The organism is Rhodoplanes sp. (genome assembly GCF_013377085.1).
GTDB lineage: Bacteria > Pseudomonadota > Alphaproteobacteria > Rhizobiales > Xanthobacteraceae > Rhodoplanes.
Genome location: NZ_JACAAX010000032.1, coordinates 1 through 22869 on the forward strand (window position 1 = coordinate 1; position 22869 = coordinate 22869).

At 68.3% G+C, this 22869-nt stretch carries 25 protein-coding genes; 9 read left to right on the forward strand and 16 right to left on the reverse strand.

Going from position 1 to position 22869, the window contains the following annotated elements:
* Window positions 1–50: 50 nt before the first annotated feature.
* The 3 genes from HXX10_RS20160 to HXX10_RS20170 all read right to left on the reverse strand — a co-directional run bounded on the left by HXX10_RS20160 (window position 51) and on the right by HXX10_RS20170 (window position 3854).
* Complete coding sequence (locus tag HXX10_RS20160) at window positions 51–1760, reverse strand: methyl-accepting chemotaxis protein (protein WP_296524641.1); 1710 nt, start codon at window positions 1758–1760, stop codon at window positions 51–53.
* 109 nt (window positions 1761–1869) lie between these two features.
* Window positions 1870–2334 carry a cache domain-containing protein gene (locus HXX10_RS20165; RefSeq protein ID WP_296524642.1) on the reverse strand — a complete coding sequence of 155 codons (465 nt, stop codon included), beginning with the start codon at window positions 2332–2334 and terminating at the stop codon, window positions 1870–1872.
* A gap of 413 nt (window positions 2335–2747) precedes the next feature.
* A complete protein-coding gene (locus tag HXX10_RS20170; protein WP_296524643.1) occupies window positions 2748–3854 on the reverse strand; it encodes a polysaccharide deacetylase family protein in 1107 nt (368 codons plus the stop codon).
* 273 nt (window positions 3855–4127) lie between these two features.
* On the opposite strand from HXX10_RS20170, the gene HXX10_RS20175 reads away from it, so the two are divergent.
* A complete protein-coding gene (locus HXX10_RS20175; RefSeq protein ID WP_296524644.1) occupies window positions 4128–4940 on the forward strand; it encodes an enoyl-CoA hydratase-related protein in 813 nt (270 codons plus the stop codon).
* Here HXX10_RS20175 and HXX10_RS20180 read toward each other — a convergent pair.
* Both HXX10_RS20180 and HXX10_RS20185 read right to left on the reverse strand, forming a co-directional pair.
* Complete coding sequence (locus HXX10_RS20180; RefSeq protein WP_296524645.1) at window positions 4931–5944, reverse strand: P1 family peptidase; 1014 nt, start codon at window positions 5942–5944, stop codon at window positions 4931–4933. The two genes, HXX10_RS20175 and HXX10_RS20180, sit on opposite strands and share 10 nt — an antisense overlap.
* Window positions 5941–6555 (reverse strand): hypothetical protein, encoded by a 615-nt coding sequence (locus tag HXX10_RS20185; protein WP_296524646.1) that lies wholly within the window; start codon window positions 6553–6555, stop codon window positions 5941–5943. The genes HXX10_RS20180 and HXX10_RS20185 overlap by 4 nt, the downstream gene beginning before the upstream one ends.
* 174 nt (window positions 6556–6729) lie before the next feature.
* Here HXX10_RS20185 and HXX10_RS20190 point away from each other — a divergent pair, with 174 nt between their 5' ends.
* The 4 genes from HXX10_RS20190 (at window position 6730) to HXX10_RS20205 (ending at window position 9122) form a co-directional block, all read left to right on the forward strand.
* Window positions 6730–7458: a cytochrome c biogenesis CcdA family protein gene (locus tag HXX10_RS20190; protein ID WP_296524647.1), complete on the forward strand. Its 729-nt coding sequence runs from the start codon at window positions 6730–6732 to the stop codon at window positions 7456–7458.
* Between the two features lie 984 nt (window positions 7459–8442).
* A complete protein-coding gene (gene pufB / locus HXX10_RS20195; protein WP_111420673.1) occupies window positions 8443–8589 on the forward strand; it encodes a light-harvesting antenna LH1, beta subunit in 147 nt (48 codons plus the stop codon).
* A 15-nt stretch (window positions 8590–8604) separates the two neighbouring features.
* Entirely contained in the window at window positions 8605–8784 is a 180-nt protein-coding gene (gene pufA / locus HXX10_RS20200; RefSeq protein WP_111420664.1) for a light-harvesting antenna LH1, alpha subunit, read from the forward strand.
* A gap of 122 nt (window positions 8785–8906) precedes the next feature.
* Window positions 8907–9122, forward strand: a complete 216-nt coding sequence (locus tag HXX10_RS20205) for a hypothetical protein (protein ID WP_296524648.1) — start codon at window positions 8907–8909, stop codon at window positions 9120–9122.
* 140 nt (window positions 9123–9262) lie between these two features.
* Here HXX10_RS20205 and HXX10_RS20210 read toward each other — a convergent pair whose 3' ends face one another.
* The 6 genes from HXX10_RS20210 to HXX10_RS20235 form a co-directional block, all read right to left on the reverse strand.
* Window positions 9263–10429 (reverse strand): branched-chain amino acid ABC transporter substrate-binding protein, encoded by a 1167-nt coding sequence (locus HXX10_RS20210; RefSeq protein ID WP_296524649.1) that lies wholly within the window; start codon window positions 10427–10429, stop codon window positions 9263–9265.
* 160 nt (window positions 10430–10589) lie between these two features.
* Window positions 10590–10919: a DUF6867 family protein gene (locus HXX10_RS20215; RefSeq protein ID WP_296524734.1), complete on the reverse strand. Its 330-nt coding sequence runs from the start codon at window positions 10917–10919 to the stop codon at window positions 10590–10592.
* A 156-nt stretch (window positions 10920–11075) separates the two neighbouring features.
* Window positions 11076–11822, reverse strand: coding sequence for an ABC transporter ATP-binding protein (locus tag HXX10_RS20220; RefSeq protein ID WP_296524650.1), 747 nt, complete (start codon window positions 11820–11822; stop codon window positions 11076–11078).
* 189 nt (window positions 11823–12011) lie between these two features.
* The gene (locus HXX10_RS20225; RefSeq protein ID WP_296524651.1) at window positions 12012–12917 is read right to left on the reverse strand and encodes an ABC transporter ATP-binding protein; all 906 of its coding nucleotides are present in this window, start codon (window positions 12915–12917) and stop codon (window positions 12012–12014) included.
* Window positions 12917–14287, reverse strand: coding sequence for a high-affinity branched-chain amino acid ABC transporter permease LivM (gene livM / locus HXX10_RS20230; protein WP_296524652.1), 1371 nt, complete (start codon window positions 14285–14287; stop codon window positions 12917–12919). The genes HXX10_RS20225 and livM overlap by 1 nt, the downstream gene beginning before the upstream one ends.
* 148 nt (window positions 14288–14435) lie before the next feature.
* Window positions 14436–15353, reverse strand: a complete 918-nt coding sequence (locus tag HXX10_RS20235; protein WP_296524653.1) for a branched-chain amino acid ABC transporter permease LivH — start codon at window positions 15351–15353, stop codon at window positions 14436–14438.
* 589 nt (window positions 15354–15942) lie between these two features.
* On the opposite strand from HXX10_RS20235, the gene HXX10_RS20240 reads away from it, so the two are divergent.
* Window positions 15943–16194: a hypothetical protein gene (locus tag HXX10_RS20240; RefSeq protein ID WP_296524654.1), complete on the forward strand. Its 252-nt coding sequence runs from the start codon at window positions 15943–15945 to the stop codon at window positions 16192–16194.
* 145 nt (window positions 16195–16339) lie between these two features.
* Window positions 16340–17248 (forward strand): helix-turn-helix domain-containing protein, encoded by a 909-nt coding sequence (locus tag HXX10_RS20245; protein ID WP_296524655.1) that lies wholly within the window; start codon window positions 16340–16342, stop codon window positions 17246–17248.
* Window positions 17249–17319: 71 nt separating this feature from the next.
* Here the strand turns inward: HXX10_RS20245 and HXX10_RS20250 are convergent, their stop codons facing one another.
* From HXX10_RS20250 to HXX10_RS20265, 4 genes are all read right to left on the reverse strand, one after another.
* A complete protein-coding gene (locus tag HXX10_RS20250; protein ID WP_296524656.1) occupies window positions 17320–17598 on the reverse strand; it encodes a hypothetical protein in 279 nt (92 codons plus the stop codon).
* A 142-nt stretch (window positions 17599–17740) separates the two neighbouring features.
* A complete protein-coding gene (locus HXX10_RS20255) occupies window positions 17741–18214 on the reverse strand; it encodes a BLUF domain-containing protein (RefSeq protein WP_296524657.1) in 474 nt (157 codons plus the stop codon).
* A 179-nt stretch (window positions 18215–18393) separates the two neighbouring features.
* Window positions 18394–19173: a 3-oxoadipate enol-lactonase gene (gene pcaD / locus HXX10_RS20260; RefSeq protein WP_296524658.1), complete on the reverse strand. Its 780-nt coding sequence runs from the start codon at window positions 19171–19173 to the stop codon at window positions 18394–18396.
* Window positions 19174–19211: 38 nt separating this feature from the next.
* Window positions 19212–19661 (reverse strand): carbon monoxide dehydrogenase subunit G, encoded by a 450-nt coding sequence (locus HXX10_RS20265; protein WP_296524659.1) that lies wholly within the window; start codon window positions 19659–19661, stop codon window positions 19212–19214.
* Window positions 19662–19962: 301 nt separating this feature from the next.
* Between HXX10_RS20265 and HXX10_RS20270 the strand changes: the two genes are divergently transcribed.
* A complete protein-coding gene (locus HXX10_RS20270; protein ID WP_296524660.1) occupies window positions 19963–20208 on the forward strand; it encodes a hypothetical protein in 246 nt (81 codons plus the stop codon).
* A 229-nt stretch (window positions 20209–20437) separates the two neighbouring features.
* Window positions 20438–21703 (forward strand): alpha/beta hydrolase, encoded by a 1266-nt coding sequence (locus HXX10_RS20275; protein ID WP_296524661.1) that lies wholly within the window; start codon window positions 20438–20440, stop codon window positions 21701–21703.
* A 142-nt stretch (window positions 21704–21845) separates the two neighbouring features.
* On the opposite strand, the gene HXX10_RS20280 is transcribed toward HXX10_RS20275, so the two are convergent.
* Window positions 21846–22790, reverse strand: a complete 945-nt coding sequence (locus HXX10_RS20280) for an MBL fold metallo-hydrolase (RefSeq protein WP_296524662.1) — start codon at window positions 22788–22790, stop codon at window positions 21846–21848.
* Window positions 22791–22869 lie beyond the last annotated feature (79 nt).

The window sequence follows — 22869 nt, forward strand, 5'->3', positions numbered from 1 at the left end:
GACGGAATCACAGCCCCCCGAAATCACTCACTCAATTTTCGGTCAGGCTCTCAGGCCGCTCTCACATCGGTCAGGAACTGGTTCATCCTGACGCTCAGCCGCTCGGCCTGCTGCGCCAGCTCGGCCGCGGCGCCCAGCACCTGGCCGGCCGCCGAGCCGGTCTCGACGGCCGACTCCTTCACGCCCGCGATGTTATGGGTGACGCTCTCGGTGCCGGTCGCGGCCTGCTCGGCGCTCATCGCGATCTGCTCGGTCGCCGCGCCCTGCTGATGGATCGCCGACGCGATCGCCGTTGAGATCTCCTTGATCTCGGAGATGATGCGGCCGAAACCCTGCACGGCGTCGACGACCTCACGGGTCGAGGACTGGATGTCGCCGATCTGGGTGGCGATCTCGGCGGTCGCCTTGGCGGTCTGGTTGGCGAGCGACTTGACCTCGGTGGCCACCACGCCGAAGCCCTTGCCGGCCTCGCCGGCGCGGGCCGCCTCGATGGTCGCGTTAAGGGCGAGCAGGTTGGTCTGCCCGGCGATCTCCTGGATCAGGTCGACGACATCGCCGATCCGCTGCGCCCCGGTGGCGAGCTTCCTGACCACGCTGTCGGTCCGTTCGTTCTCGGTCACGGCCGTATCGGCGATCCGGGCGGATTGCGCCACCTGATTGCCGATTTCCGAGATCGAGGCGGAGAGCTGCTGGGCCGCGGCCGCGACGGTCTGGACGCCGGCGCTCGCCTGCTCGGCGGCGGCCGACACCGCGATCGACTGACGATCGGCCTGGGACGCCAGCGTGTTCATCGATTGCGCGGTGGATTCCATCTCGGCGGCGGCCGCCGACACGGCGCTGACCAGATGGCCGGCCTCGGTGTCGAATTTCCCGGTGAGGAGCTCCAGCCGCTGGGCGCGCTGCTCGCGGGCCTTGCGCTCGTCGTCCTGCGCATGGGCGAGCCGCTCGGCCTCGATCATGTTGGTCTTGAACACCGCGACGGCCGCCGCCATGCGGCCGATCTCGTCGCCCCGATCGGTGCCCGGAATCACAACCGACTTGTCGCCGCCCGCGAGGGCCGTCATCGCCTGGGTCATCCCGGTGATCGGCCGCGAGATCATCCGCGCCACGACGACCGTCACGCCGGCCGCGAGAACCAGGGCCGTGCCGAGCAGCACGAGCAGCAGCAGGCTGGCCCGCCGCTCTGTCTCGAACGCCGCCGCGCTCGTCTCCTGGACCTGCCGGGCCTGCAGGGCGCGCATCGCATCGAGCCGCGATGCCATCTCCTCGAACGGTTTTTCCGCCGCGAGAATGAAGATGAAGGCGGTGGTCGAATCCGACTCGGCCATATCGAGCACGTTGACGGCGGCTTCCGTATACTTGTCGACGGCGGTCTGTACGGCGGCGATCTGGGCGGTCTCGGCGGCACTAGCGGTCCATCGCGTCGTGAACTCGCCGCCGATCTTCTTGGCCTCGGCCAGGAAGGTGCGGGCTTTCTTGGTGCTCTCCTCGAACTTCTGCTTGTCGTCGCTGTTGGCGGCCCAGTTGACGCTCCGGTACAACTCGACATGCGCCAGTACGGCGGCGTCCGACAGTCGATCGATCGCCGCTGCCTTCGGCATCGCGTCCTTCACGATGGCGGTGAGCGCCGCGCCCTGCTGAGAGGAGGCCCAGTGCGCGCCGCCCGCGATCGCCAGCATGAACGCGATGACGAGAACCGGGGCGACAAAGACCTTGATGGACAGCGGGGCATTGCGGAAACGACCGACGACGTCGACCATGGGAGACTCGCTTGCGCGCTCTGGTTTTCGCGGGGGACTTCACCAGGGTTGAAAGGGGGCTGGTCCGGACGGGGCCGGGCGGGTCACGCCCGGCCCGCGCGATCGGCCTTTAGTTGTAGACGCCAGCGCCGATGACGACGTCGCCGACCTTGACGATGTAGCTGCGCTTTGACGCGATCTTCTTGGTGGCGGGGTTCGGCCACTTGTAGTCGACCCAGGCGGTGTCGCCCTTGGCGATCGCGGCCGCCATCTCCTGATTGAAGGCCTTGCCCTCGGCGTCCTTCATGTCGATCTGCGGCTTGCCGATCAGGCCCTTGTTGGCGCCATGCGCCAGCATGGTGAGCTTGCCGTCGGCGGCGTCCATGGCGAACACATAGAGGTCGCCCTCGACGAACTCGCCCTTGGGATCGCTGAACACGGCCAGCGCCTTCTCCTTGCCGGCGGTCTTGTAATAGGCGACGGCCTTCTCGACGAAGGCCTTGGCCTGTTCGGGCGTCGAACCCTCCGCCCGCGGGGAGGACGTGAAGACGAGCAGCCCGGCAAGGGCGACGAGCACGGTCAGGAAGCGGTGCATGGACAGGTCTCCAGAATGGCGTGGAATGCAGAAGGCCGCGGGACCGGACACCGGGTCCGCGCGCGGAACTAGACACGCTGGGAGCATCTGCCCGGAGCTGCTAAAGATGTATTTAAAGGCTCCTTTAGAAATGAATTTCAGGTATAAATACATAGAGATGATCGCGGAGAACGTACACGTCACCTAATAAATATTTATAGTATTCAGCAATTACAGACTAATACATTGCGTTGTTCGATATGGCAGGGCCGCGGCGCCGGCGACGCTGGAGGCCGCTCCGTCTTTCGAGACGTCGCGATGGCCGCCTCCCCGCGATCCGCGCCTCGGTGGCCGGTGGAGCCGTGCCGAAAGCGAAAGCCCCGCCGTGGCGGGGCTTTCGAGCTGGAGGCTGACCTCGTGTCGAACCCCGGGGCTCACTCGACGGTGCGCACCACGCTGTTGATCGGGCGGCCAGCGCCGGCGGTCGGCAACTTCTCGGTCTTGGCGACCATGGCGTCGTATTGGGGCTGCGAGTCGAGCCCGGTGCGGGCGACCATGTGGACGACCTTGTAGCCGCCCTGCTTGAGCTCGGCGAGGAGCTGCGGCACGGCCAGCGAGGTGCCGTGCTGGAAGTCGTGCATCAGGACGATTCCCTTGCCGTACTTCTTCAGCTTTTCCATCACCTTTGCAACGATCTGCTCGGGCTTCCGGATCTTGAAGTCGAAGGAGTCGAGATCGGTCGAGAAGATCGCGATGTTGCGGTCGCCCAGATAGGCGACGGCCTCGGCCGGATGCTTGAGCTGCGGGAAGCGGAAGAATGGCACGATCGGATGGCCGATGGCGGCCTTCACGGCGCTGATGCCCTTCTCGATCTCTTCCTTCTGCTCGTCGGGCTTCTTCTTCGACAGGTCGACGTGAGACCAAGTGTGCGAGCCGACCGAGTGGCCGCCCTCGTAAACCTGCCGGAGGATGTCCGGATAGTAGGTCGCGTGCTTGCCGATCGAGAAGAACACCGCCTTCACGCATTCCTGCTCGAGCGCCTTGAGCACGGCCGGCGTGTTGCCGAGCCAGGGCCCGTCGTCGAAGGTCAGCACCACCTCGCCGGGCTTGAGGAAGTCGAACTGCTTGAAGTGCTCGAAGCCGAAGCCGGGGCCGCCCGTGGTGTCGATCTCGACCACACGCGACACGCCGAGCGCGTTCGGATTGGTGCAGGCCGGACCCTTGGCCACGCTGGCGGGCGGCATCGGCGGGCCGGACGGCGCGGGTGCCGCGGCCGGCGCGGGTGCCGGAGCGCTGGCCCGGGGCATGCCACCGGCCTGTGCGACGACGATCGCGTCGGAGACCGGCGAAGCCGGCCGCACCACCTGCCGCGGTTCGGCCGTGGCGGTCGTGGTGGGTGCAGGAGCGGCCGCCGGCGGCGGCGCCGCAGCCTGCGACGAGGCCCCGGCCGGCCAGGGCAAGCCCTTTTGGGCGAAGACGATTCCGATCGAGCCGACGACCCCCAACACGACGAGACCGGCAGCTACTGTACGTGCGCGCATGGTCTGTTTCCCTCTAGCTCGCTCGCCGATAGCCGGATCGAACTGTTACGCGTTCCGTCGCTGCGCGACTCAGTCGGTCGAGTGCCACCTACGGTTCATCGTAGTCGAATTCGTTTACCAAATTCACTCCAATGCAGGCAAAAGCACGGCCTGGGCAGCGAGTTTTCGTTGCCTGCGGGGGATCTGCAACACTGGTCCGGCCCGGCGCTCGGCGCGGCGCCGGGCGCCGAGGCGGGAGCCCTCGGAGCACGTTCAGTCTTCAAGGAGAGCGGCATGCCGGACTACGAGGACATCACCCTGACCATCCGCAACGGAGTGGCCCGCATCGCGATCGAGCGGCCCGACAAGTACAACGCCTTCCGGGCCGAGACCTGCGAGGAGCTGATCGCCGCGTTCACGGCGGCCGGGTGGGACCGCGCCGTCGGGGTGATCGTGCTCACCGGTGCCGGCGACAAGGCGTTCTGCACGGGCGGCGACCAGTCGTCGCACGCGGGCGGCTATGGCGGGCGCGGCACCATCGGACTGCCGCTCGAGGAGCTGCATACCGTCATCCGCGACGTGCCGAAGCCGGTGATCGCCCGGGTCAACGGCTTCGCCATCGGCGGCGGCAATGTGCTGGTGACCTGCTGCGATCTCGCCATCGCCTCGGACCGCGCCGTGTTCGGGCAGGTCGGCCCAAAGGTCGGCTCGGTCGACCCCGGCTTCGGCACGGCGTTCCTGGCCCGGGTGGTCGGCGAGAAGAAGGCGCGAGAAATCTGGTTCCTGTGCCGCCGCTACACGGCCGAGCAGGCGCTCGGCATGGGGCTCGTCAACGCCGTGGTGCCGCATGCCGAGCTCGACGCCGAGGTCGATCGCTGGTGCGCCGAGATCCTGGCGCTCAGTCCGACCGCGCTGGCGCTGGCCAAGCGGGCCTTCAATGCCGACACCGAATCGATCCGCGGAATCTCGGCGCTCGGCATGCAGGCCGTCGGGCTGTTCTACGAGACCGCCGAGGCCAAGGAGGGCGTCGCCGCCTTCCGCGACAAGCGCAAGCCGCGGTTCCGTCCGGAGGACCCGGCAGACCCGGTGTCCGACGGTCAGGCGTAGCGGTCGCGCCAGGACGGCAGCGCCCCCGAGAAGGGCAGGGCGGTCGCCTCGTGGACGCCGCGCGCGATGGCGCGGGCGACCACATGGGCCGCAACGGCGCCGAGCCGGGTCAGGCCCATCACCGGGTCGCCGATGATTCGCTGGCCGGTCGCGACCGCGAACACGATGTCGCCGTCGAGCGGCGTGTGGACCGGGTAGAGGGCGCGGGCGAGGCCGTCCTGCGCCATGGTGGCGAGGCGCTTGGCGTGGGTGCGGCCGAGTGCGGCGTCGGTCGCCACCACGACCAGCGTCGTGCTGGTGCGGTGCATGCCCTTGGTGTTGGTGAGCAGTGCATCCCCTGGCATCTTGCCTGGGAAGCCCTGGCCGCCGAACTCGCCGTTCTGCTCGAACGGCCCGGCCCAGAAACACGGCCCGTCGCCCACCGTGGCGCTGCCGGCCGCATTGACGGCGGCGAGCGCCGCGACCGTGAGGCCGTCCTCGGTGACGGCCGAGGCCGAGCCGAGCCCGCCCTTGAGATTGACCGTGGTGGCGCCGAGCCCTGCCCCGACGCTGCCGAGCGCGAAGTCGCCCGGCTTGGCGGCGGCCGCCGCCGCGTAGCCGAGCTCGCGATAGGGCGGGAAGCGGTCCCACGTCTTGTCGCCGCCGTTGAGTAGGTCGAACAGGATCGCACCCGGCACGATCGGCACCCGCACGTCGCGCACCGCGAAGCCGCGGTCCTGCTCGCGCAGATAGGCCTGCACGCCGGCGCAGGCGTCGAGCCCGAAGGCGGAGCCGCCGGCGAGCGCGATGGCGTCGACCTTCTCGACCGTGCGGCCGGTGTCGAGCAGGTCGGTCTCGCGCGTGCCCGGGCCGCCCCCGCGCACGTCGCAGGCGGCGATCACGGCCTCGTCGAACAGGATGCAGGTGACGCCCGAGGCGAGCCGCGCGTCCGCGGCGTGGCCGACCGAAATGCCGGGAATGTCGGTGAGGAGGTTGCGTCGCGTCGTCGTCGGGGTCGTCGTCATGGCGGACATTCCGGAAGCGTGAAGCCGTCGCGCCGCAGAATGCGGACGAGGTGAGGGGTCGCGTCCACCGCCGTCTCGAACCGGCAGAAGGCGGTGCGGACATCGTCGGGAAACGCGTTCGGCGGGCCGACCAGCACGGTGCGGCGCTCGGACGGCGGACGGTCCTGCTCGCCGCGGAAGCGCTCCGCGATGGCGAGCTCGTTGCGGGTGCCGGCCGAGCCGGGCAGCGCCACCAGGGCGTCGGCCGAGAAGACGTTGACGTGGTTGCGCGAGGGATGGTCGAGCCAATCCTCGACCCGCGGCGGCAGCGCCGTGAACACCGCGATCTCGACATGGGTGTTCGGATAGAGCGTGCCGTCGGGCGTGTGGTTCGGCGTGTCGATCGCGCCGTTCGCATCGCGCGGCACCATGCCGAGCGACAGGCCGCGCCGTCCCGGCGTCGCCACGAACGCCTCGGCCGCGGCCTCCATGACGCCGAAGCCGGCACCGGTCAGGAGATGGGCGCCGAGCCGCGCCACCATGCCGCCGACCGACCGCGCCAGCGCCGCCCGTTCCGGCGGAAGAGGCGAGCCGCTGCCGAGCACGGCGACGACGGGAAGCTTGTGGCGCATGACGTGGCCGCAATCAGCAATCAATTATGTATCACCGGATACGGATTCGTCTGACCCGTCAACCGGACCGCGCAAGCCCCGGGTGATCGGGCCGGCGGGCTGCGGCGTCGAAGTCGGCTTGCGCGGCTGGGCGGCCGAGCGCATCTAGGGGCTTCCTCGATCCCTGAAGGCGCCATGACCGACGTTTCGTTCCTGTGGGCGCTGATCGCCGGCGTGGTCAGCTTCCTGAGCCCTTGCGTGCTGCCGCTCGTGCCGCCCTATCTGGTGTATCTGGCCGGCGCCTCGATCGAGCGGGTCGCCGGGGAGGGCGCGCGCCGCGACCGCAAGGCGACCGTCTTCGCAGCGCTTCTCTTCGTCGCCGGCTTCTCCACCGTGTTCGTCGCGCTCGGCGCCAGTGCCAGCGCCATCGGGGCGCTGCTGCGGGCCTATGCGGACGTGCTGTCGATCGTCGCCGGCATCCTCATCATCGGCATGGGTCTGCACTTCCTCGGCCTCACCCGGGTCGGCGCGCTGATGCGCGAGAAGCGCCTGCCGATGCCACGCCCGGTCGGCCTGTGGGGCGCCTATGTGATGGGGCTCGCCTTCGCGTTCGGCTGGACGCCCTGCATCGGCCCGATCCTCGCGACGATCCTGGCGGTCGCCGCCGCCAAGGAGACGGTGGTCAAGGGGGCGGTGCTGCTCGCCGTCTATTCGGCCGGGCTCGGCCTGCCGTTCCTGGCGGCGGCCTTCGCGGTCGAGCCCTTTGCCGCCTTCCTGGGCCGCTTCAAGCGGCATCTCGGCCTGGTCGAGAAGGGCATGGGGGCGCTCCTCGTGCTCACCGGCCTCGCCTTCCTGTTCGGCCTCGTCAACCAGGTGAGCTTCCTGCTGCTCGAGTGGTTTCCGGTGCTCGGGACCATCGGCTGAGCGGGAGACTCGTTGTGCGCCGCCGATCTGCGGAGCGGTCTCGGCCGTGCTGACAACCGCCGCGTGACCGCGATTCGCCTGCCAGCCGGTCCGTCACGCTAGCCCGCCCGGATAGGTGGTGCGGGCGCGCCGCCACGCCTCCATCGGTTCGATGATCACGCAGGCGCGCGGTTTTGCCGCGGATTAGTCCGGCCGCGCATGTCTGCTTGTCCATAGTGCCGAGAGCCATGCCCGCTAGCCGCGGGAAGTTACGTATTGGTCCTCGTTGACACCCCCAGATGTAAAGGTAGCATTACACTCGACATCAAGACAAAAGACGTGAGGCGGCTGACAGCAGACTGAAGCGACCGGATCCACAGGAGCTCGACCGGAACTTGTTGCGAAGCGGAAGGCCGTCGCGAGGCGTGTCGACCAATTTGCGGGCGTTCAATCTCCGGCATGGGCAGGGCCCATCCCTCGGTGTCCCTCGGTTGGTTTCCCATCGGACCGGTTTCTCGAGCCATCGATCGCGCCGGTGACCTCACCGGCGACGGCCCGGCAGGCGACGGAGGGACATTGCGGAAGCCGCAAGTCCAGCATGGCGCGCCGGAAAAGGTTGGAGCCGCGGATCGGCCTGGGTGATGGGCCGTCGCCGCGCAGACAGAAACGAAAGAGTCCGTCGCCGACCGGTTGAGTGCGGCGGGTAAACACAGCGGGCGCCCGGGTGTGGCGGATGCGGCATGCGACAGGCCGGCCAACCGGTCGTCGATAGGGACTCTGATGAAAGGCTTCAAGTTCAACGAGGACGTCGTCGGCTGGGCCAGGCCATTGGCGCGTTGGCTCAACGATGTCGACTGGAAGGCGAGCTGGCGCTCGTTCTCGATCGAGTATTCCCCCGATGCTATCGGGCGGAAAGACGGTCGTGGCGATTTCCGCCACGGCAAAACCCGAGCCGCGGGGCGTTTGCAGCGACGTCCCAAGGCTACCTCAATGGAGGGTATACAGATGGCTGAACCAAATCGGAGCCTGTCCGGCTTGACCGAGGAGGAGGCGCTCGAGTTCCACGCCCAGTTCAAGACCACCTTCACGGCGTTCATGGTGATCTGCGTCCTCGCCCACGTTCTCGTGTGGGCCTGGAAGCCCTGGTACTGAGCGGAGGATTTGAGCATGTCGAACCCGCAAGACGACTACAAGATCTGGCTGGTCCTCAATCCGTCGACCTGGCTGCCCGTGATCTGGATCGCCGCCCTCGTCGTCGCGATCGCGATCCATGCGTTCGTGCTGAACAATCCGCGGTACAACTACATGGACATCAAGACCGCGGCCGAGAAGGTGCAGACGAAGTAGCCTGCGCAACTTCGGCGCTTCTCCTCTTTTCGAGGAGCGCGCGCAGGCGGGCGGTCGAGGCCTCGTGCCTCTGTTCGCCCGCATCGTCGGGAGGGCTTTTTGCCGTCACGACGAGATGACGCGTGACGCATCTGTTTCACGCGTCGTCCCTGCGCCGCCAAGCCGGCTTCGGCCGGACCTGGAAGCACCGGCTGATTGGTGGGGATATAAGTTTCATGTTTTTCACGGGTGCCGAAGCACGCTTCGGCACCCGTATATTTTTTTGGCGAGCCGTATTTGGGCGTGCCGAGGCGTGCGGCATGTCGCTCACGAAGCTCGCACCGAGCGGTGGTCAGTGAGCGGTCGTGCGCGGGCGGCCTGCACCCGTAGAGGCCTTAAAATTAAAGAGATACCGTGAGGCCCGGCTGTGCCGGGCCCTCGGGAGGTGTGCCGCGGCCGGCCGGCCGCGGCACTCTGCTGCGAAGCTACGGCTTTGCGGTCACTCGCCGTCCTCGAAATAGGACAGCTTGCCGTCCGGTCCCTTCTTCCAGGTGTAGAGGACGTAGCGGTCCTTCTTCTTGCCGTCGACCAGATAGCCGTCGTTGGAGACGTCGCCCTTCTTGTCGAGCGAGAGCGTGCCGAGCACGGTGTCGAACGGCTTGCCGGTGGCGATCACGGCCGCGACCTTCTTGGGGTCGGTCGACTTCGCCTCCTCGATGGCGGCCTTGATGATCTGCACGGCGGCGTAGCTGTACAGCGTGTAGGCCTGCGGCTCGAACCCGCGCTTGCGGAACACCGCGACGATGTCCTTGTTCTTCGGGTTGGTGCGCGGATCGGGCGAGAAGGTCATCAGGGTGCCGTCGGCACCGGGGCCGGCGATCGAGGCGAACTCGTCGTCGGCCATGCCGTCGCCGCCCATCATCGGCGCCCGCAAACCCTGGTCGCGCATCTGCCGCAGGATCAGGCCGCCGGTGTCGTGCAGGCCGCCCCAGTAGACGAGGTCCGGATTGGCCGCCTTGAGCTTGGAGACCAGCGCCGTGAAATCCTTGTCGTCCTTGTTGACGCCTTCGTAGAGCACCTCCTTGATGCCCTTGGCGTTGATCACCTTGCGGGTCTCGTCGGCGAGGCCCTGGCCGTAGGTGGTCTTGTCGTGCACCACGGCGATGCGCTTGCCCTTGAACTTCTCGGCGATGATGGCGCCGGCCATGCCGCCCTGCTGGTCGTCGCGGCCGCACACCCGGAAGATGTTCCACATGCCGCGTTCGGTGATCTTCGGATTGGTGGCCGCCGGCGTGATCTCCAGCATGCCGTTGTCCTGGTAGACCTCCGAGGCCGGCATGGTGACGCCGGAGTTGAAGTGGCCGACCACGAACTTGACGCCGTCTGCCGCGAACTTGTTGGCGACCGAGACGCCGTCCTTCGGGTCGCCGCGGTCGTCGCCGGCGAACAGCTCGAGCTTTTGGCCGAGAATGCCACCCGCCGCGTTGATGTCCTCGACGGCCTGCTCGACGCCCTGCTTGAGCTGCGCCCCGAAGGCGGCGCTGCCGCCCGTGATCGGGCCGCCGACGCCGATCTTGATCTGCGCCTGCGCGGGTCCGGCCGCGAGCGCCGCGCCGAGCGCCAATCCGAGGCCGAGCGCGAGGACCTGAGTCCTGCCGTGGATCATCGATCTTCCTCCTGCAACGTCGTGGCGCGACTGCGCCGTCCCGTTTCCGTATCGAGGCCCGGATGGTGCCGGACCGGCTGGCGAAAGTCATCCGGTATCGCGGTTGCGAAAGGCGGTCCCGGCCGCGGCGCGGTGCCGCGCCGGCCGAGCGCCGCCGCCCTCACGGCGCTCCACCCGGGGCGATCAGAAAGCCGTACTGGCGCGCCATCTGGCGCTGCCGCGTGGTGCGGAAACCGAGGAGCCCGACGGTGATCAGGATCGCGGTGTCGACCGCATAATACCAGGGCGACAGCAGGGTGCCTTCGAACAGCGCGAAGTGCACGAAGCGCACCGCCAGCCCGAGCACCAGCATGTAGAGCACGACCGTCCACCGCGGCCGCCAGGTCCGCGCGATGGCGCGGCCGGACACCCAGGCGCCGGCGCCGCCGAGCAACGCCGTCACCAGCAGGAACACGCCGAAGGACTCTTCCTGATAGAGCAGGCCCTGCATGTCAGTGTCCCGGTTCATTGCTGGTCATTCCGGGACGCGAACCGAAGGTTCGCGGACCCGGAATCCAGCCACGACTGCGGCATTCTTGGTTGGAGTCCGGGTTCGCCGCTGCGCGGCGCCCCGGAATGACGGTGAAACCATCACGCTCGTCACGGCTCAGTGCCCCGTCGCGGCGGGCTCTCGCCGCCCGCCCTCGAGATAGGCGGCCCGCACCTCCGGCCGCTCCAGGAGGTCGCGCCCCCGGCCCGTCATCGTGATGGTGCCGTTGACCATCACATAGGCGCGGTGTGCGAGCTTGAGGGCGTGGAAGGCATTCTGCTCGACCAGGAACACGGTGAGGCCGCGGCTACGGTTCAGCTCGCGGACGATGTCGAAGATCTGCTGGGCGATAAGCGGCGCGAGGCCGAGCGAAGGCTCGTCGAGCAGCAGCAGGCGCGGCCGGCTCATCAGGGCGCGGGCGATCGCCAGCATCTGCTGCTCGCCGCCCGAGAGCGTGCCGCCGCGCTGGGCGAGCCGTTCGGCGAGCCGCGGGAAGAAGGCGAGCACCCGGTCGAGCTCGGCCGGGTCGGCGTCGCGGCCGGCCGCCACCATGCCCATCTGCAGGTTCTCCAGCACGGTCATGCGGGCGAAGATACGCCGCCCCTCGGGCGACTGGGCGATGCGCAGGCGGGCGATCTCGTGGGTGGCGAGCTCGGTGATGTCGCGCCCGTCGAACAGGATGCGGCCCTCGCGGGCGCGCGGATTGCCGCAGATGGTCATCATCAGGGTCGACTTGCCGGCCCCGTTGGCGCCGATCAGCGTGACGATCTCGCCCTCGTGCACCTCGAGGTCGACGCCGCGCAGCGCCAAGATGCTCCCGTAATAGGTCTTGACGCCGCGCACGGCGAGCAGCGGCTCAGCCATGGGGTGGCTCCGGATGGCTCTTCACCCTCTCTTGGAGGGGGAGGGTCGACGCGCGAAGCGCGTCGGGGTGGGGTGACAGCGGCGTTGATGCGCGGGGCTTCACCCCACCCCGACCGCGTGCTGCGCACGCGCTCGACCCTCCCCCTCCAGGGGAGGGTGAAATACGGGGCTTCGCCTCGCTCATCCCCCTCACAGCCCGACCTCCGCCTCGGCGGCCTCGACCTCGTCGTCGGCGACGCCCAGATAGGCGGCGATCACCTTCTGGTCGTTGCGCACCGCGACCGGCGATCCGTCGGCGATCTTGACGCCGTAGTCGAGGACGATCACGTGGTCGGAGATTTCCATCACGACCGACATGTCGTGCTCGATCAGCAGCACCGAGGTGTCGTGCCGGTCGCGGATCGACAGGATCAGCTCGTTGAGCGCGGCGCTCTCGCGCGGGTTGAGGCCGGCGGCCGGCTCGTCGAGACAGAGCAGCACCGGATCCGTGCACATCGAGCGGGCAATCTCGAGCCGCCGCTGCGCGCCGTAGGGGAGCGCGCCGGCCGGCTCGTCGGCGCGATCGATCAGGCCGGTGAGGTCGAGCCAATGGCGCGCCTTTTCCAACGCGGCCCGCTCGGCCCGGGCGTAGCCGCCGAGCCCGAGAATGCCGAACAGCGAGAAGCCCGACGCGCGCATCAGCGGCGCGTGCTGGGCGACGAGAAGATTCTCCAGCACGGTCATGCCGGAGAACAGGCGGATATTCTGGAACGTGCGGGCGACCTTGGCCTGGCGGGAGACCAGGTAGTCCGGCATGCGCTCCAAGAGGAACAGAGCGCCGGTCGAGTGCACCACCTTGCGGTCGCCGCGCCGGGTGAGCGGCTCGAGCTCGTCCCACATCCGCGCCTCGCCGTGCACCACGGCGATGCGGCCCTCGGTCGGCTTGTAGAAGCCGGTGATGCAGTTGAACACCGTGGTCTTGCCGGCGCCGTTCGGACCGATCAGGGCCGTGATCTCGCCGCGCCGCGCCGTGAAGCCGAGGTCGTTGACGGCGACGAGCCCGCCGAACCGCATCGTCAGGTGCTCGACCTCGAGCAGAGCGGGCGCCGCCTTCATCAGCCGTGCCCCTCCTTGACCAGCTTGCCGGAGACGGCCTTGCGCTCCTTGAGGAACACGGACGGATCGCGGGTGGAGATCAGGCCGCGCGGCTTCCAGATCATGATCAGCACCATGGCGAAGCCGAACAGCAGCATGCGGTACTGGGTCGGGTCGAACTCGCGGCCGAACACGGACTTGAGGAAGTCGAGCTCGCGCAACAACTCGGTTCCGCCGATCATGGCCACCGCCGCGATGGCGACTCCGACCTGGCTGCCCATGCCGCCCAGCACGACGATGGCCAGGATGGTCGCCGACTCCATGAAGGTGAAGGACTCGGGCGAGATGAACCCCTGCCGGGCGGCGAAGAACGAGCCGGCGAAGCCGCCGAACATGGCGCCGATGGCGAAGGCGGTCAGCTTGGTCGCCGTCGTGTCGATGCCGAGCGACCGGCAGGCGATCTCGTCCTCGCGCAGCGCCTCCCAGGCGCGGCCGATCGGCAGGCGGCGCAGCCGCACCGTGACGAAGGCGGTGAGAAGGGCCAGCGCCAGGATGATGTAGTAGAGGAAGATGCCGCGATAGAGCGGGCTGAACTCGAGCCCGAAGGTCGCCGCGAAGCCGGTGTCGGACGCGTTGAACGGGATGCCGAAGAAGGTCGGGCGCGGGATGCCGCTGATGCCCGCATAGCCGTTGGTCACCGGCACCCAGTTGATCAGCACCAGGCGGATGATCTCGCCGAAGGCGAGCGTGACGATGGCCAGATAGTCGCCGCGCAGCCGCAGCACCGGGAAGCCGAGGATGATGCCCCACAGCGCCGCCAGCATGCCGGCGAGCGGCAGCAGCGTGAAGAACGAGAAGCCGAACTCTTTCGCGAGCAGCGCGTACGAGTAGGCGCCGACCGCGTAGAAGGCGACATAGCCGAGATCGAGCAGGCCGGCGAGCCCGACCACGATGTTCAGTCCGAAGCCGAGCATCACGTAGATCAGGATCTGGATGCCGAAATTGTCGATCCACTTGATCGAGCCCTGGAAGCCGACCAGCCAGAGCGACAGCATCGGGAACGCGATCACGAAGGCGATGGCGACCGGGACGAAGCCGCGGCCGAACGCGATGCGCAGCCGCTCGGCGGTGGCGTTGCGGCGCGGCGCCCGGCGGGCGCGGCGCTCGTGCCAGGGGGCCAGCACCAGCGAGTTGAGCAGGCTGATGCCGACCACGACGGCGACGAGCGAGAACAGCAGCGGCCAGCGGGTTTCGAGCCGCAGCTCGCCGCGGATGTCCTGCACGGCCTGCAGGCCGATCAGCGGGATGAACACGCCGAACGCGATCGCCGCCCAGATGGCGGCGTCCTTGGCGGCCTGCCGGGCCGTGGCGCTGGCGCCGGCGGGGCTCATGCGCGGCCTCGATACTCGGCGTCATCGCCGGGCTCGACCCGGCGATCCATCGGCTGACGAACAAAGGTCTCTTTGCGAAGGAGATGGATGCGCGGGTCGAGCCCGCGCATGACGCTTCGACGAGATCGGAGCTGCTCCGCCCGCATCGTCAGACCTTCTCCACCTCGGGTCGGCCGAGCAGGCCCTGCGGCAGGAAGATCAGCGTGATGGCGAGGATCGAGAAGGCGGCGACGTCCTTGTAGTCGATCGAGAAATAGGCCGACCACAGGGTCTCGACGAGGCCGATCAGGAGGCCACCGATGACGGCGCCGGGCAGCGAGCCGATGCCGCCCAGCACGGCCGCCGTGAACGCCTTGACGCCGGGCGTGAAACCGTCGGCGAAGCTGATCACGCCGTAATACATCAGGTACATGGTGCCGGCGACGGCGGCCAGCGCCGCACCGAGCACGAAGGTGATCGACACGGTGCGGTCGACGTCGACGCCGAGCAGCGCCGCCATCTTCTGATCCTGCTCGCAGGCGCGCTGGGCGCGGCCGAGCGCGGTGCGGCTGACCAGCCACCAGAAACAGGCGAGCAGCACGGCCGTGACGGCCCACACCAGGAGCTGCTTGTAGGAGAGCGTGACCTGGTAGCCGCCACCGTCCATCAGCACGAACTCGCCGCTGAGCAGCGGCGGGATCGACTTGTTGCGCGGCCCCTGGGCGACCTGCACGAAGTTCATCAGGAAGATCGACATGCCGATCGCCGAGATCAGCGGGGCGAGGCGGAACGAGCCGCGCAGCGGCCGGTAGGCGAGCCGCTCGATCGCCCAGTTGAGCAGCGCCGTGAGGGCCATGGCGACGACCAGCACGATCAGCAGCGCGAACGCCACCGAGCCGATCCCGACCCACGAGGTCAGCACCAGGAAGGCGATCAGGGCGATAAAGGCCGACACCATGAAGACGTCGCCATGGGCGAAGTTCACCATGCCGATGATGCCGAACACCATGGTGTAGCCGATGGCGATCAGGCCGTAGATCGAGCCGAGCGTGAGCCCGTTGATCAACTGCTGGATGAAAACGTCCATGCGTCCGCCGTGCCTTCGCTGTCCCCGTCGCAATGTCGGCCGGCTCGATCGCGGGAGACCCCCGTCCGGCCGCCGCCGCGATCGCTCGACTCCCTTCTAACAGGGGCCTCCGGGCCCGGCAACGCTCGATCGTGCCGCAGGAATTTTCCCCCGGCGGGGTGTCGCGGCAGTAGCCGGAGCAGGGCCGGGACGGTGTGTTCTGATCATCGGGATCGACCTCTCGTCGCTCGTGCCCAGGGTCGTTCCGACCCCTGTCGTGGCGAGGACGATGCAAGGACGGTGCCTGCCGGCGGCACCAGGATCGCAGCCGCTACGTCGGCAGCCGGGTTGCGCGTCGCGGCCGTGCGGGTGGCGTCGGCCTGCACGCCGAAGTATTGGTTGGCGAGAATATGGGCGCGGTATGATGATGCGATATTCGGCGCCGCCGAAATTTACGCTGCTAAAGTCGTGAACGCCAGTATCGTCCTTCGATTACGTTTTCAGGCCAAGCTCAGTTCCGCTCACGAACAGTTTACACGCTGGGTTGTCTTGATGTCGGCGCAATTCGACGTCCAACTCCGTGTCGGGCTGGACAACGGAAGGACGCCTCATGAGCCAGGACACCAGGACCCCCAACCAGAACCCGCAGCACGGCCAGAAGCAGCAAGGCCAGCAGCAGCAGGGCCAGCACAACAAGGACCAGCAGCAACAAGGCCAGCACAACAAGGACCCGCAGCACCAGGGCCAGCAGCAACAGGGCGAGCGACGGTCCGACCAGCAGCGCCAGCAGTCGCAGCAGCCTGATCAGGGCGGCCAGCACGCCGGCGGGCATGGCGGCCAGCACGGCAGCGGCCAGCGCTGAGCCGCTCGGCTCTTCCGGGCCTCCGCTGCGTTGCAGCGGAGTGTCCCGGGCCGGCGCCGTCCCGCGCCGCACCTTTGTCGTGCGGTTTCGGTTGATAACCCGGCGGGGCATTCCGATCAGGCCGTTCCTGTCCTAAGCTTTCGCCATGACGGCACGATCGACGAGCCTCGCCCCGGTCCTTCCGCTGTTCCACCTCTACGGCGATCCGCCGGAGGACCAGGCGTTCGACTTCATTCATGTGGAGACGATCGCGTCGCGCTCGACCCGGCATGCCTGGACGATCCGGGCCCATCGCCACCGCAATCTGTTCCAGCTCCTGCTGATCACGGCCGGCGGCGGCGAGATGAGCCACGAGGCGGCGACGCAGCCGTTCGCGGCGCCGTGCGCCATCCTGGTGCCGGCGACCGTCGCGCACGGCTTCCGTTTCCGGGCGCACGAGACCGAGGGCTGGATCGCCACCTTCACGGAGGATGTCGCGCAGGGGCTCGGCGATCGCTCCGGCGAGGCGCTGGCGCGGCTGCGGGCGCTGGCCGCCGATCCGGTCGTGCCGATCGCGAGCAGCAGCGACGCGGCCCGACTCGCCGCGCTGTTCGGCGATCTCAACGAGGAGCATTTCCTCGCCCGCGACGGCTATCGCTTGGCGATGCGGGCGTGCCTGGCGCTGATCGCCATCGGGGTCGGGCGCCTGGCCGCCGGACGGGTGCGCAGCGGCGCCGTGATGCTGGGCTCGGCGGAGCCGGTGGTCGAGGCGCTGCGGCGGCTGGTCGAGGAGCATTTCCGCGTCGAGCGGCAGCTCGCCTTCTACGCCGACAAGCTCACCATGACGGCCGACCGGCTCAACGATCACATCAAGCGCGCGACCGGCGTGACGGCCGGCCATCTGATTCGCCAGCGGATCATCACCGAGGCCAAGCGCCAGCTCGTGTTCACCAGCCAGCCGATCCACGAGATCGGCTACGATCTGACCTTCTCGGACCCGTCGCACTTCACCCGCTTCTTCCGCAAGCAGACCGGCATGACGCCGCAGGCTTTTCGCGAGCAGGGTGGCGGGTGAGGGCGGCCGTCTCGATTGCGTCGCGCGCCGGCAGCGCCGGCGCCGCCGGCGCGGCAAGCGGGGATTGCGCGCTATCGGCTGGGTTTTGACGATGACGACGACGGCGGCGGACGCACCGTCGCCCACGGGTCGTTCACCTTCTGCGCCTGATTCGGGATCTTCTTGATGGCGCTCTGATAGGCCTCGTCTACGGCCTTGCGCCGCTCCAGCTCTTCCGATGTCAGCCTCTTCTCGGGCCCGCCGGCGGTCGGCAGGCTCATCTTGGGCGTGTCGGACTGGGCAAGGGCGGGGCCGGTCACCACGGCCAGCGCGACCGTCGCGCCGATGCACATCTTCGTCAGCGGTTTCACGTCAGCACCTCGATTGGTCTCGAGGGCTTGTTAGAGGGTATTTTTGGCTCGGGTTTGTTCGGAACGTTGCCGATTGTTTCCGCCACGCCGGCGCCGGCCGGCCGCCGCCGGCCGGGAGGCCGGAGCGGCGGCGGCTGCGGGCCTACGCGTTCGCGAAGGCGTGGCTGCGGGCCGGCGGCTCCGGCGTACGGCTCATATAGGCCGTCACCACGGCCTCGGTGAGATCGACCAGCCGGCGCGGGGTCATGCGGGTCGGATCGAACTCGCCGTCCTCGCACCAGCGGCGGACCAGATCGCTCATGTCTGGCTCGATCGCGGCGCCCGCCATCCACCAGTACGGAAAGCGGCGCTCGTCCACGACGGTCTGGTCGGCCAGCACGATGTCGGAATGGCGCGGGTCGGCGGCGATGCGCTCGTAGGCCGCCGTGACGGGGCCGGTGCGCCCCTCCAGCACCTGCACGAACCAGCGCTCGTCGACCATCATGGCGCCGGTGATCCCGTGCATGCGGTTGTTGGCGATCGAGGCCGAGAGAATGTCCGCCATCTGATCCGCGACCGTGTCGGGGTCGCTGCCGAGGCGATTGCGGCTGTAATATACCAAACGAAGGAAGCTCATGATCGTCTCCACGGATTGTGGCGGCGACCAGGTCGGTCTTCGCCCTCGGCGAAGCGTTATCACAAGCCGGACGCGAAGTCCCGCGGCGGTGCACCATGATGCACGGCGGAATGCGCTGCAGTGCACCCGCCGATGCGGCGCGTCATCACTGCGATGAGGTCCAGCGCGATGTCACGTCATCACGACGTGAGGAAGCCGAGCACCTCGGTGTTGAAGTCGACGGCCTGCTCGATGTTGGAGACGTGCGCCGCCTCGAGGATCGTCAGTTGCGCGCCCGACACGTGGCGGCGGATGAACTCGGCCGCCTCGATCGGCGTCGAGGCGTCGTAGCGGCCGGCGATGATCAGGGTCGGCACTGCGATCTTGTCGAGCAGGTCGCGCTGGTCCATGTCGCGCACCGCCTCGCCGCAGGCGATGTAGCCGTCGAGCGGCGTCGCCAGGAACGCCGTGCGCACCTTCGCCACGGCCTCCGGATCGCGTTCGCGAAAATCGTCGGTGAACCAGATGCTCATCACCTTGTCGACGATCGCTTCGAGTCCGCCGGCCCGGATGGTGGCGATGCGGTCGTTCCACGGCTGCTTGTCGGGAAACCAGCTCGACGTGTTGGCGAGCACCAGCTTGCCGAGACGATCCGGCGCATTGGCGCCGAGCCACTGGCCGACCATGCCGCCCATCGACAGGCCGACCCAGTGCGCCTTGGCGAGATTCAATCCGTCGAGGATCGCCAGCGCGTCGCGGCCGAGCTGCGCGATCGTGTAGGGGCCGGGTGTGACGCCGGAACGGCCGTGGCCGCGGCGATCGTAGCGCACCACCCGGAACAGGCGCGTGAAGGCCGCGACCTGCGGGTCCCACATCGTGAGATCCGCGCCGAGCGAGTTCGAGAACACCACGGCCGGCGCATCGGCCGGTCCCTCGACCTCCACATGGAGGGCGCAGCCCTCCGATTCGATCACCGGCATTCCCATATCCCCCGTGCCTTGCCGCCCGCGCGCGTCCGTCAGGACGCCGACACGGCGGCCGCGAATTTGGTGAAGAACTCGTCGGCCATCTTCTTCGAGGCGCCGGCGACCAGCCGCTGGCCGAGCTGGGCGAGCTTGCCGCCGATCTGTGCTTCGACGTTGTAGGACAAGAGCGTGCCGCCGTCCTTTTCGGCGAGCGCCACCGAGGCACCGCCCTTGGCGAATCCGGCGACGCCGCCTTCGCCCTCGCCGGAGATGCGGTAGCCGTTCGGCGGGTCGAGGTCGGTCAGCTTCACCTTGCCCTTCCAGCGCGCCTTGACGGGGCCGATCTTGGTCACCGCAATGGCCTGGAACTCGCTGTCCGACAATCGGTCGAGCATCTCGCATCCCGGGATGCAGACGCGCAGAACCTCGGGATCGTTGAGCTTCGTCCAGACCGTCTCGCGGGGCGCAGGCAACTGCACCTCGCCGGACATCGTCATCGCCATCGGGACTCTCCATCGTCTTCGGGGGTGCGCAACCGACTCGCAAACGTGAGGACTCGCGCCCTCGCGCCCGGACTCCTGTGCGCCGCGCCATCATAGGGCGTGAGCCGGCGGAGAAAAGGGCCTTGGGCCGGGGCGGGGGTTTCCGACCGCGGAGGCCCGCAGGCCACCGCGGGCGCCGGTTTCCGCTTCGCCGGGACATGTACTACCATCGCCGCCGTGACGGGCCGTTGCCTTTCCGGTCGAACCGCCGGCGCGTCGCCAACAACAACCATGGGTCGGAATGCCGCAACGGAGGACGACCATGACACGTCTAGCCTGGATCACCATGGGGCTCGCCCTGCCGCTCGCCCTCGGCGTCTCGCTCGTCGACACGCGCCCGGCGCTCGCCCAGGGCGGCGTCGTCTGCCAGTACGGGCCCGCCTCGTACCGGCGCTGCTGCACCCAGTCCTATGCCAGCAAGCCTGGGCTGGGCTCGCGCGCCCGGGCGAACGACATCGACGCGTGCATGAACAAGGGCAAGAGCAGCAAATCGAGCAAGCCGTCCTGAACCGAGCGGTCGGCCGGGTGGCGCGTTTTCCGCTCATTCCCGCGAAAGCGGGAATCCAGTCCCTTGCTCCTGGGCGCTGGGTCCCCGCTTTCGCGGGGATGAGCGGGTGCGGATATGTCGGCCGATGATCTCACCGGTCGTCCTGTCCTGCCGGTTGATCTTCCGGTCGTCGCTCCGTTAGGCTTCGGCTCCCTCCGCCTCGCCCTTCCGCACGCCGCAAGGACCCTGCATGAGCCAGTCGAGCGACTTCGTTCCCGCGCCCGTTCCGGATGCGCGCGGGGAGCCCCATATGCGCCGCTTCGACGAGCAGCGCTGGGTGATCGACAACATCATCCGGGCGAACGGCATCGACTGGGACCAGCCGCGCTCGGTCTATCTCGCCGCGCCCTGCGGGCCGGAGGCGAATGCCGATTTCGCCGTCATCCGCGAGCGCGTCAAGAAGATGGGCGACATCGGTCCGGCCTTCGAGGCGGTGGCGCGCCGGCGCGAGGCCAAGGCGCAGGCCGCCGAGGCCGACGGGCACTTGGTCACGGCGCGCGACAACTGGTACATGGCGGCCGTGCAGTGGGCCGCGGCGCAATGGCCCTACGACCGGAACGACGCCAAGAACCTCGACTGCAATGCGCGCAAGCGCGCCTGCTTCACCAAATATGCCGCGCTCGCCGATCACCACGTCGAGCCGGTGTGGATCCCGTTCGAGGGCAGGGCGCTGCCGGCCTGGTTCCACCTGCCGCCAGGCTATCGCGGCGGTCGCGTGCCGGTGGTGATCAACGTGCCCGGCATGGACAGCTTCAAGGAAGCCGCGGTGGCGCTCGCCAACGACCGCTTCCTGGCGCGCGGCATGGCCGTGCTGGCGATCGACGGCCCGGGCCAGTACGAGGCGCCGATCGTCGGCGTGTATTTCTCCACCGACCGCTGGGCGGCCGCCGGTCGCCCGATCGTCGACTGGCTGGTGGCACGGCCCGAGATCGACGCCGAGCGCATCGGCCTGGTCGGCACCAGCTTCGGCTCGTACTTCGGCACGATCCTCACGGCTCATGAATCGCGGATAAAGGCGTGCGCCGTGATGTCGGTGTGCCACGAGCCGGGCGGCGAGACGATCTTCCAGCAGGCGTCGCCGACCTTCAAGAAGCGCTTCATGTACATGTCGGGCATCACCGGCGAGGCGGAGTTCGACGCGTTCCGCAAGACCATCACCTGGGAAGGGCATGCCGAGCGCATCACGGCGCCGTATCTGTGCGTCGCCGGCGAGTGCGAGGAGCTGAGCCCGCTCGAGCATTCCGAGCGGCTGCTGGCCGCACTGCGCGGACCAAAACAGTTCGTCGTCTATCAGGAGTCGCGCCACTCGGTCGGCAACGTCGCCTCGACCAATCTCGGCCCGTTCCCGCCGAGCATGATCGCCGACTGGTTGCTCGACCGCCTCGCCGGCAAGCCGATGATGAGCGAGCGCTGGTTCGTGCGCTCGACCGGGCAGGTCGAGAAGACGCCGATGTGAGGAGAGATCCGGAGCGATCTCATCTCCGTCATTCCGGACGAGTCGCGCAGCGACGCTGTCCGGAATCCATAACCCCGGTCTGTGTGAATGGATTCCGGGCTCGCGGGCTGACGCCCGCGCCCCGAAATGACAGCAGCGGATATCACCCTCGCCGCCTGCCGCGCAGATGGCGGTAGGCGCTGCGGACATTGGCGCCGATCCATTCCGGATAGCGCGGCATCGTCTCATAGCGGGGCAAGCGGACGTCGCGCGCCGCCGTGTCCTCGGAGGCGCCGGAGCCGATCGCTGTCGCCACGGCGTCGCGCAGGGCTGTGAGGAGATCGCGGAATTTTCCGAGCTCGCGCAGGCTGGCGGGCGGACCGTGGCCCGGAATGACGGTGTCGATCTCGAAGGTGAGCACCGTGTCGAGCACCCGGATCCAGCCGTCGAGATCGCAGTCGCCGATCCACGGAAAGCGGCCGTGCACGAACAGGTCGCCGAGGAACAAGACCTTGGCGCGCTCGAGATGGACGACGACGTCGCCGTCGCAATGGGCGGGTCCGAAATAGCCGAGCCGCACCACCTCGTCGGCGAGATGGAAGGCGAAGCGGTCGCTGAACGTGTGGGTCGGCGGCACGATGGTGATGCGCTCGTAGCCTGGCTCCGACAGGCGGTGGTCGGCTTCCGCCCGCGCTGCCGCATCGTTCGCGACCAGATCCGAAAAATTCTCGCCGTAGCACAGCGCCGACTTGGTCGGCAGGTCGGTCACGGTCCAGCCCCGGCCGCCATTGGCGCCGAGCAGCGTCGCGAAGGCCTCGGCGGTGCGCTCGTGGGCGATGATCGGCACCTCGCCGGCGAACACCGCATTTCCGGCGACGTGGTCGAGATGATAGTGCGTGTTGACGACGGCCCGCACCGGCTTGCCGAGCTGGTCGGCGAGCGCCGCCCGAAAGCTGCGGGCGAGACTTTCGTTCTGCTGGGTGTCGATCACCAGCAGCGAGTCGCCGGTGTCGACCGCGCCGGCGTTGGAGTCTCCGTCTGCTCCGATCCACGCATAGGCGCCGGCGCCGACGGGGTGGAGCTGTGCGGCTGGCGAAGATTTCGTCATCAAAAATGAGTCCGGATCGTAAGGTCACCGTCGCGTGGCGGCGGGCAGGCGCCGGACGACGAATTCGAAGTGTATGATC

Bases quoted from the DNA above. Each gene is read 5' to 3' on its own strand.
- HXX10_RS20160 (WP_296524641.1), bottom strand. From the start codon at position 1,760: ATGGTCGACGTCGTCGGTCGTTTCCGCAATGCCCCGCTGTCCATCAAG.
- HXX10_RS20165 (WP_296524642.1), bottom strand. From the start codon at position 2,334: ATGCACCGCTTCCTGACCGTGCTCGTCGCCCTTGCCGGGCTGCTCGTC.
- HXX10_RS20170 (WP_296524643.1), bottom strand. From the start codon at position 3,854: ATGCGCGCACGTACAGTAGCTGCCGGTCTCGTCGTGTTGGGGGTCGTC.
- HXX10_RS20175 (WP_296524644.1), top strand. From the start codon at position 4,128: ATGCCGGACTACGAGGACATCACCCTGACCATCCGCAACGGAGTGGCC.
- HXX10_RS20180 (WP_296524645.1), bottom strand. From the start codon at position 5,944: ATGACGACGACCCCGACGACGACGCGACGCAACCTCCTCACCGACATT.
- HXX10_RS20185 (WP_296524646.1), bottom strand. From the start codon at position 6,555: ATGCGCCACAAGCTTCCCGTCGTCGCCGTGCTCGGCAGCGGCTCGCCT.
- HXX10_RS20190 (WP_296524647.1), top strand. From the start codon at position 6,730: ATGACCGACGTTTCGTTCCTGTGGGCGCTGATCGCCGGCGTGGTCAGC.
- pufB (WP_111420673.1), top strand. From the start codon at position 8,443: ATGGCTGAACCAAATCGGAGCCTGTCCGGCTTGACCGAGGAGGAGGCG.
- pufA (WP_111420664.1), top strand. From the start codon at position 8,605: ATGTCGAACCCGCAAGACGACTACAAGATCTGGCTGGTCCTCAATCCG.
- HXX10_RS20210 (WP_296524649.1), bottom strand. From the start codon at position 10,429: ATGATCCACGGCAGGACTCAGGTCCTCGCGCTCGGCCTCGGATTGGCG.
- HXX10_RS20215 (WP_296524734.1), bottom strand. From the start codon at position 10,919: ATGCAGGGCCTGCTCTATCAGGAAGAGTCCTTCGGCGTGTTCCTGCTG.
- HXX10_RS20220 (WP_296524650.1), bottom strand. From the start codon at position 11,822: ATGGCTGAGCCGCTGCTCGCCGTGCGCGGCGTCAAGACCTATTACGGG.
- HXX10_RS20225 (WP_296524651.1), bottom strand. From the start codon at position 12,917: ATGAAGGCGGCGCCCGCTCTGCTCGAGGTCGAGCACCTGACGATGCGG.
- livM (WP_296524652.1), bottom strand. From the start codon at position 14,287: ATGAGCCCCGCCGGCGCCAGCGCCACGGCCCGGCAGGCCGCCAAGGAC.
- HXX10_RS20235 (WP_296524653.1), bottom strand. From the start codon at position 15,353: ATGGACGTTTTCATCCAGCAGTTGATCAACGGGCTCACGCTCGGCTCG.
- HXX10_RS20240 (WP_296524654.1), top strand. From the start codon at position 15,943: ATGAGCCAGGACACCAGGACCCCCAACCAGAACCCGCAGCACGGCCAG.
- HXX10_RS20245 (WP_296524655.1), top strand. From the start codon at position 16,340: ATGACGGCACGATCGACGAGCCTCGCCCCGGTCCTTCCGCTGTTCCAC.
- HXX10_RS20255 (WP_296524657.1), bottom strand. From the start codon at position 18,214: ATGAGCTTCCTTCGTTTGGTATATTACAGCCGCAATCGCCTCGGCAGC.
- pcaD (WP_296524658.1), bottom strand. From the start codon at position 19,173: ATGCCGGTGATCGAATCGGAGGGCTGCGCCCTCCATGTGGAGGTCGAG.
- HXX10_RS20265 (WP_296524659.1), bottom strand. From the start codon at position 19,661: ATGGCGATGACGATGTCCGGCGAGGTGCAGTTGCCTGCGCCCCGCGAG.
- HXX10_RS20270 (WP_296524660.1), top strand. From the start codon at position 19,963: ATGACACGTCTAGCCTGGATCACCATGGGGCTCGCCCTGCCGCTCGCC.
- HXX10_RS20275 (WP_296524661.1), top strand. From the start codon at position 20,438: ATGAGCCAGTCGAGCGACTTCGTTCCCGCGCCCGTTCCGGATGCGCGC.
- HXX10_RS20280 (WP_296524662.1), bottom strand. From the start codon at position 22,790: ATGACGAAATCTTCGCCAGCCGCACAGCTCCACCCCGTCGGCGCCGGC.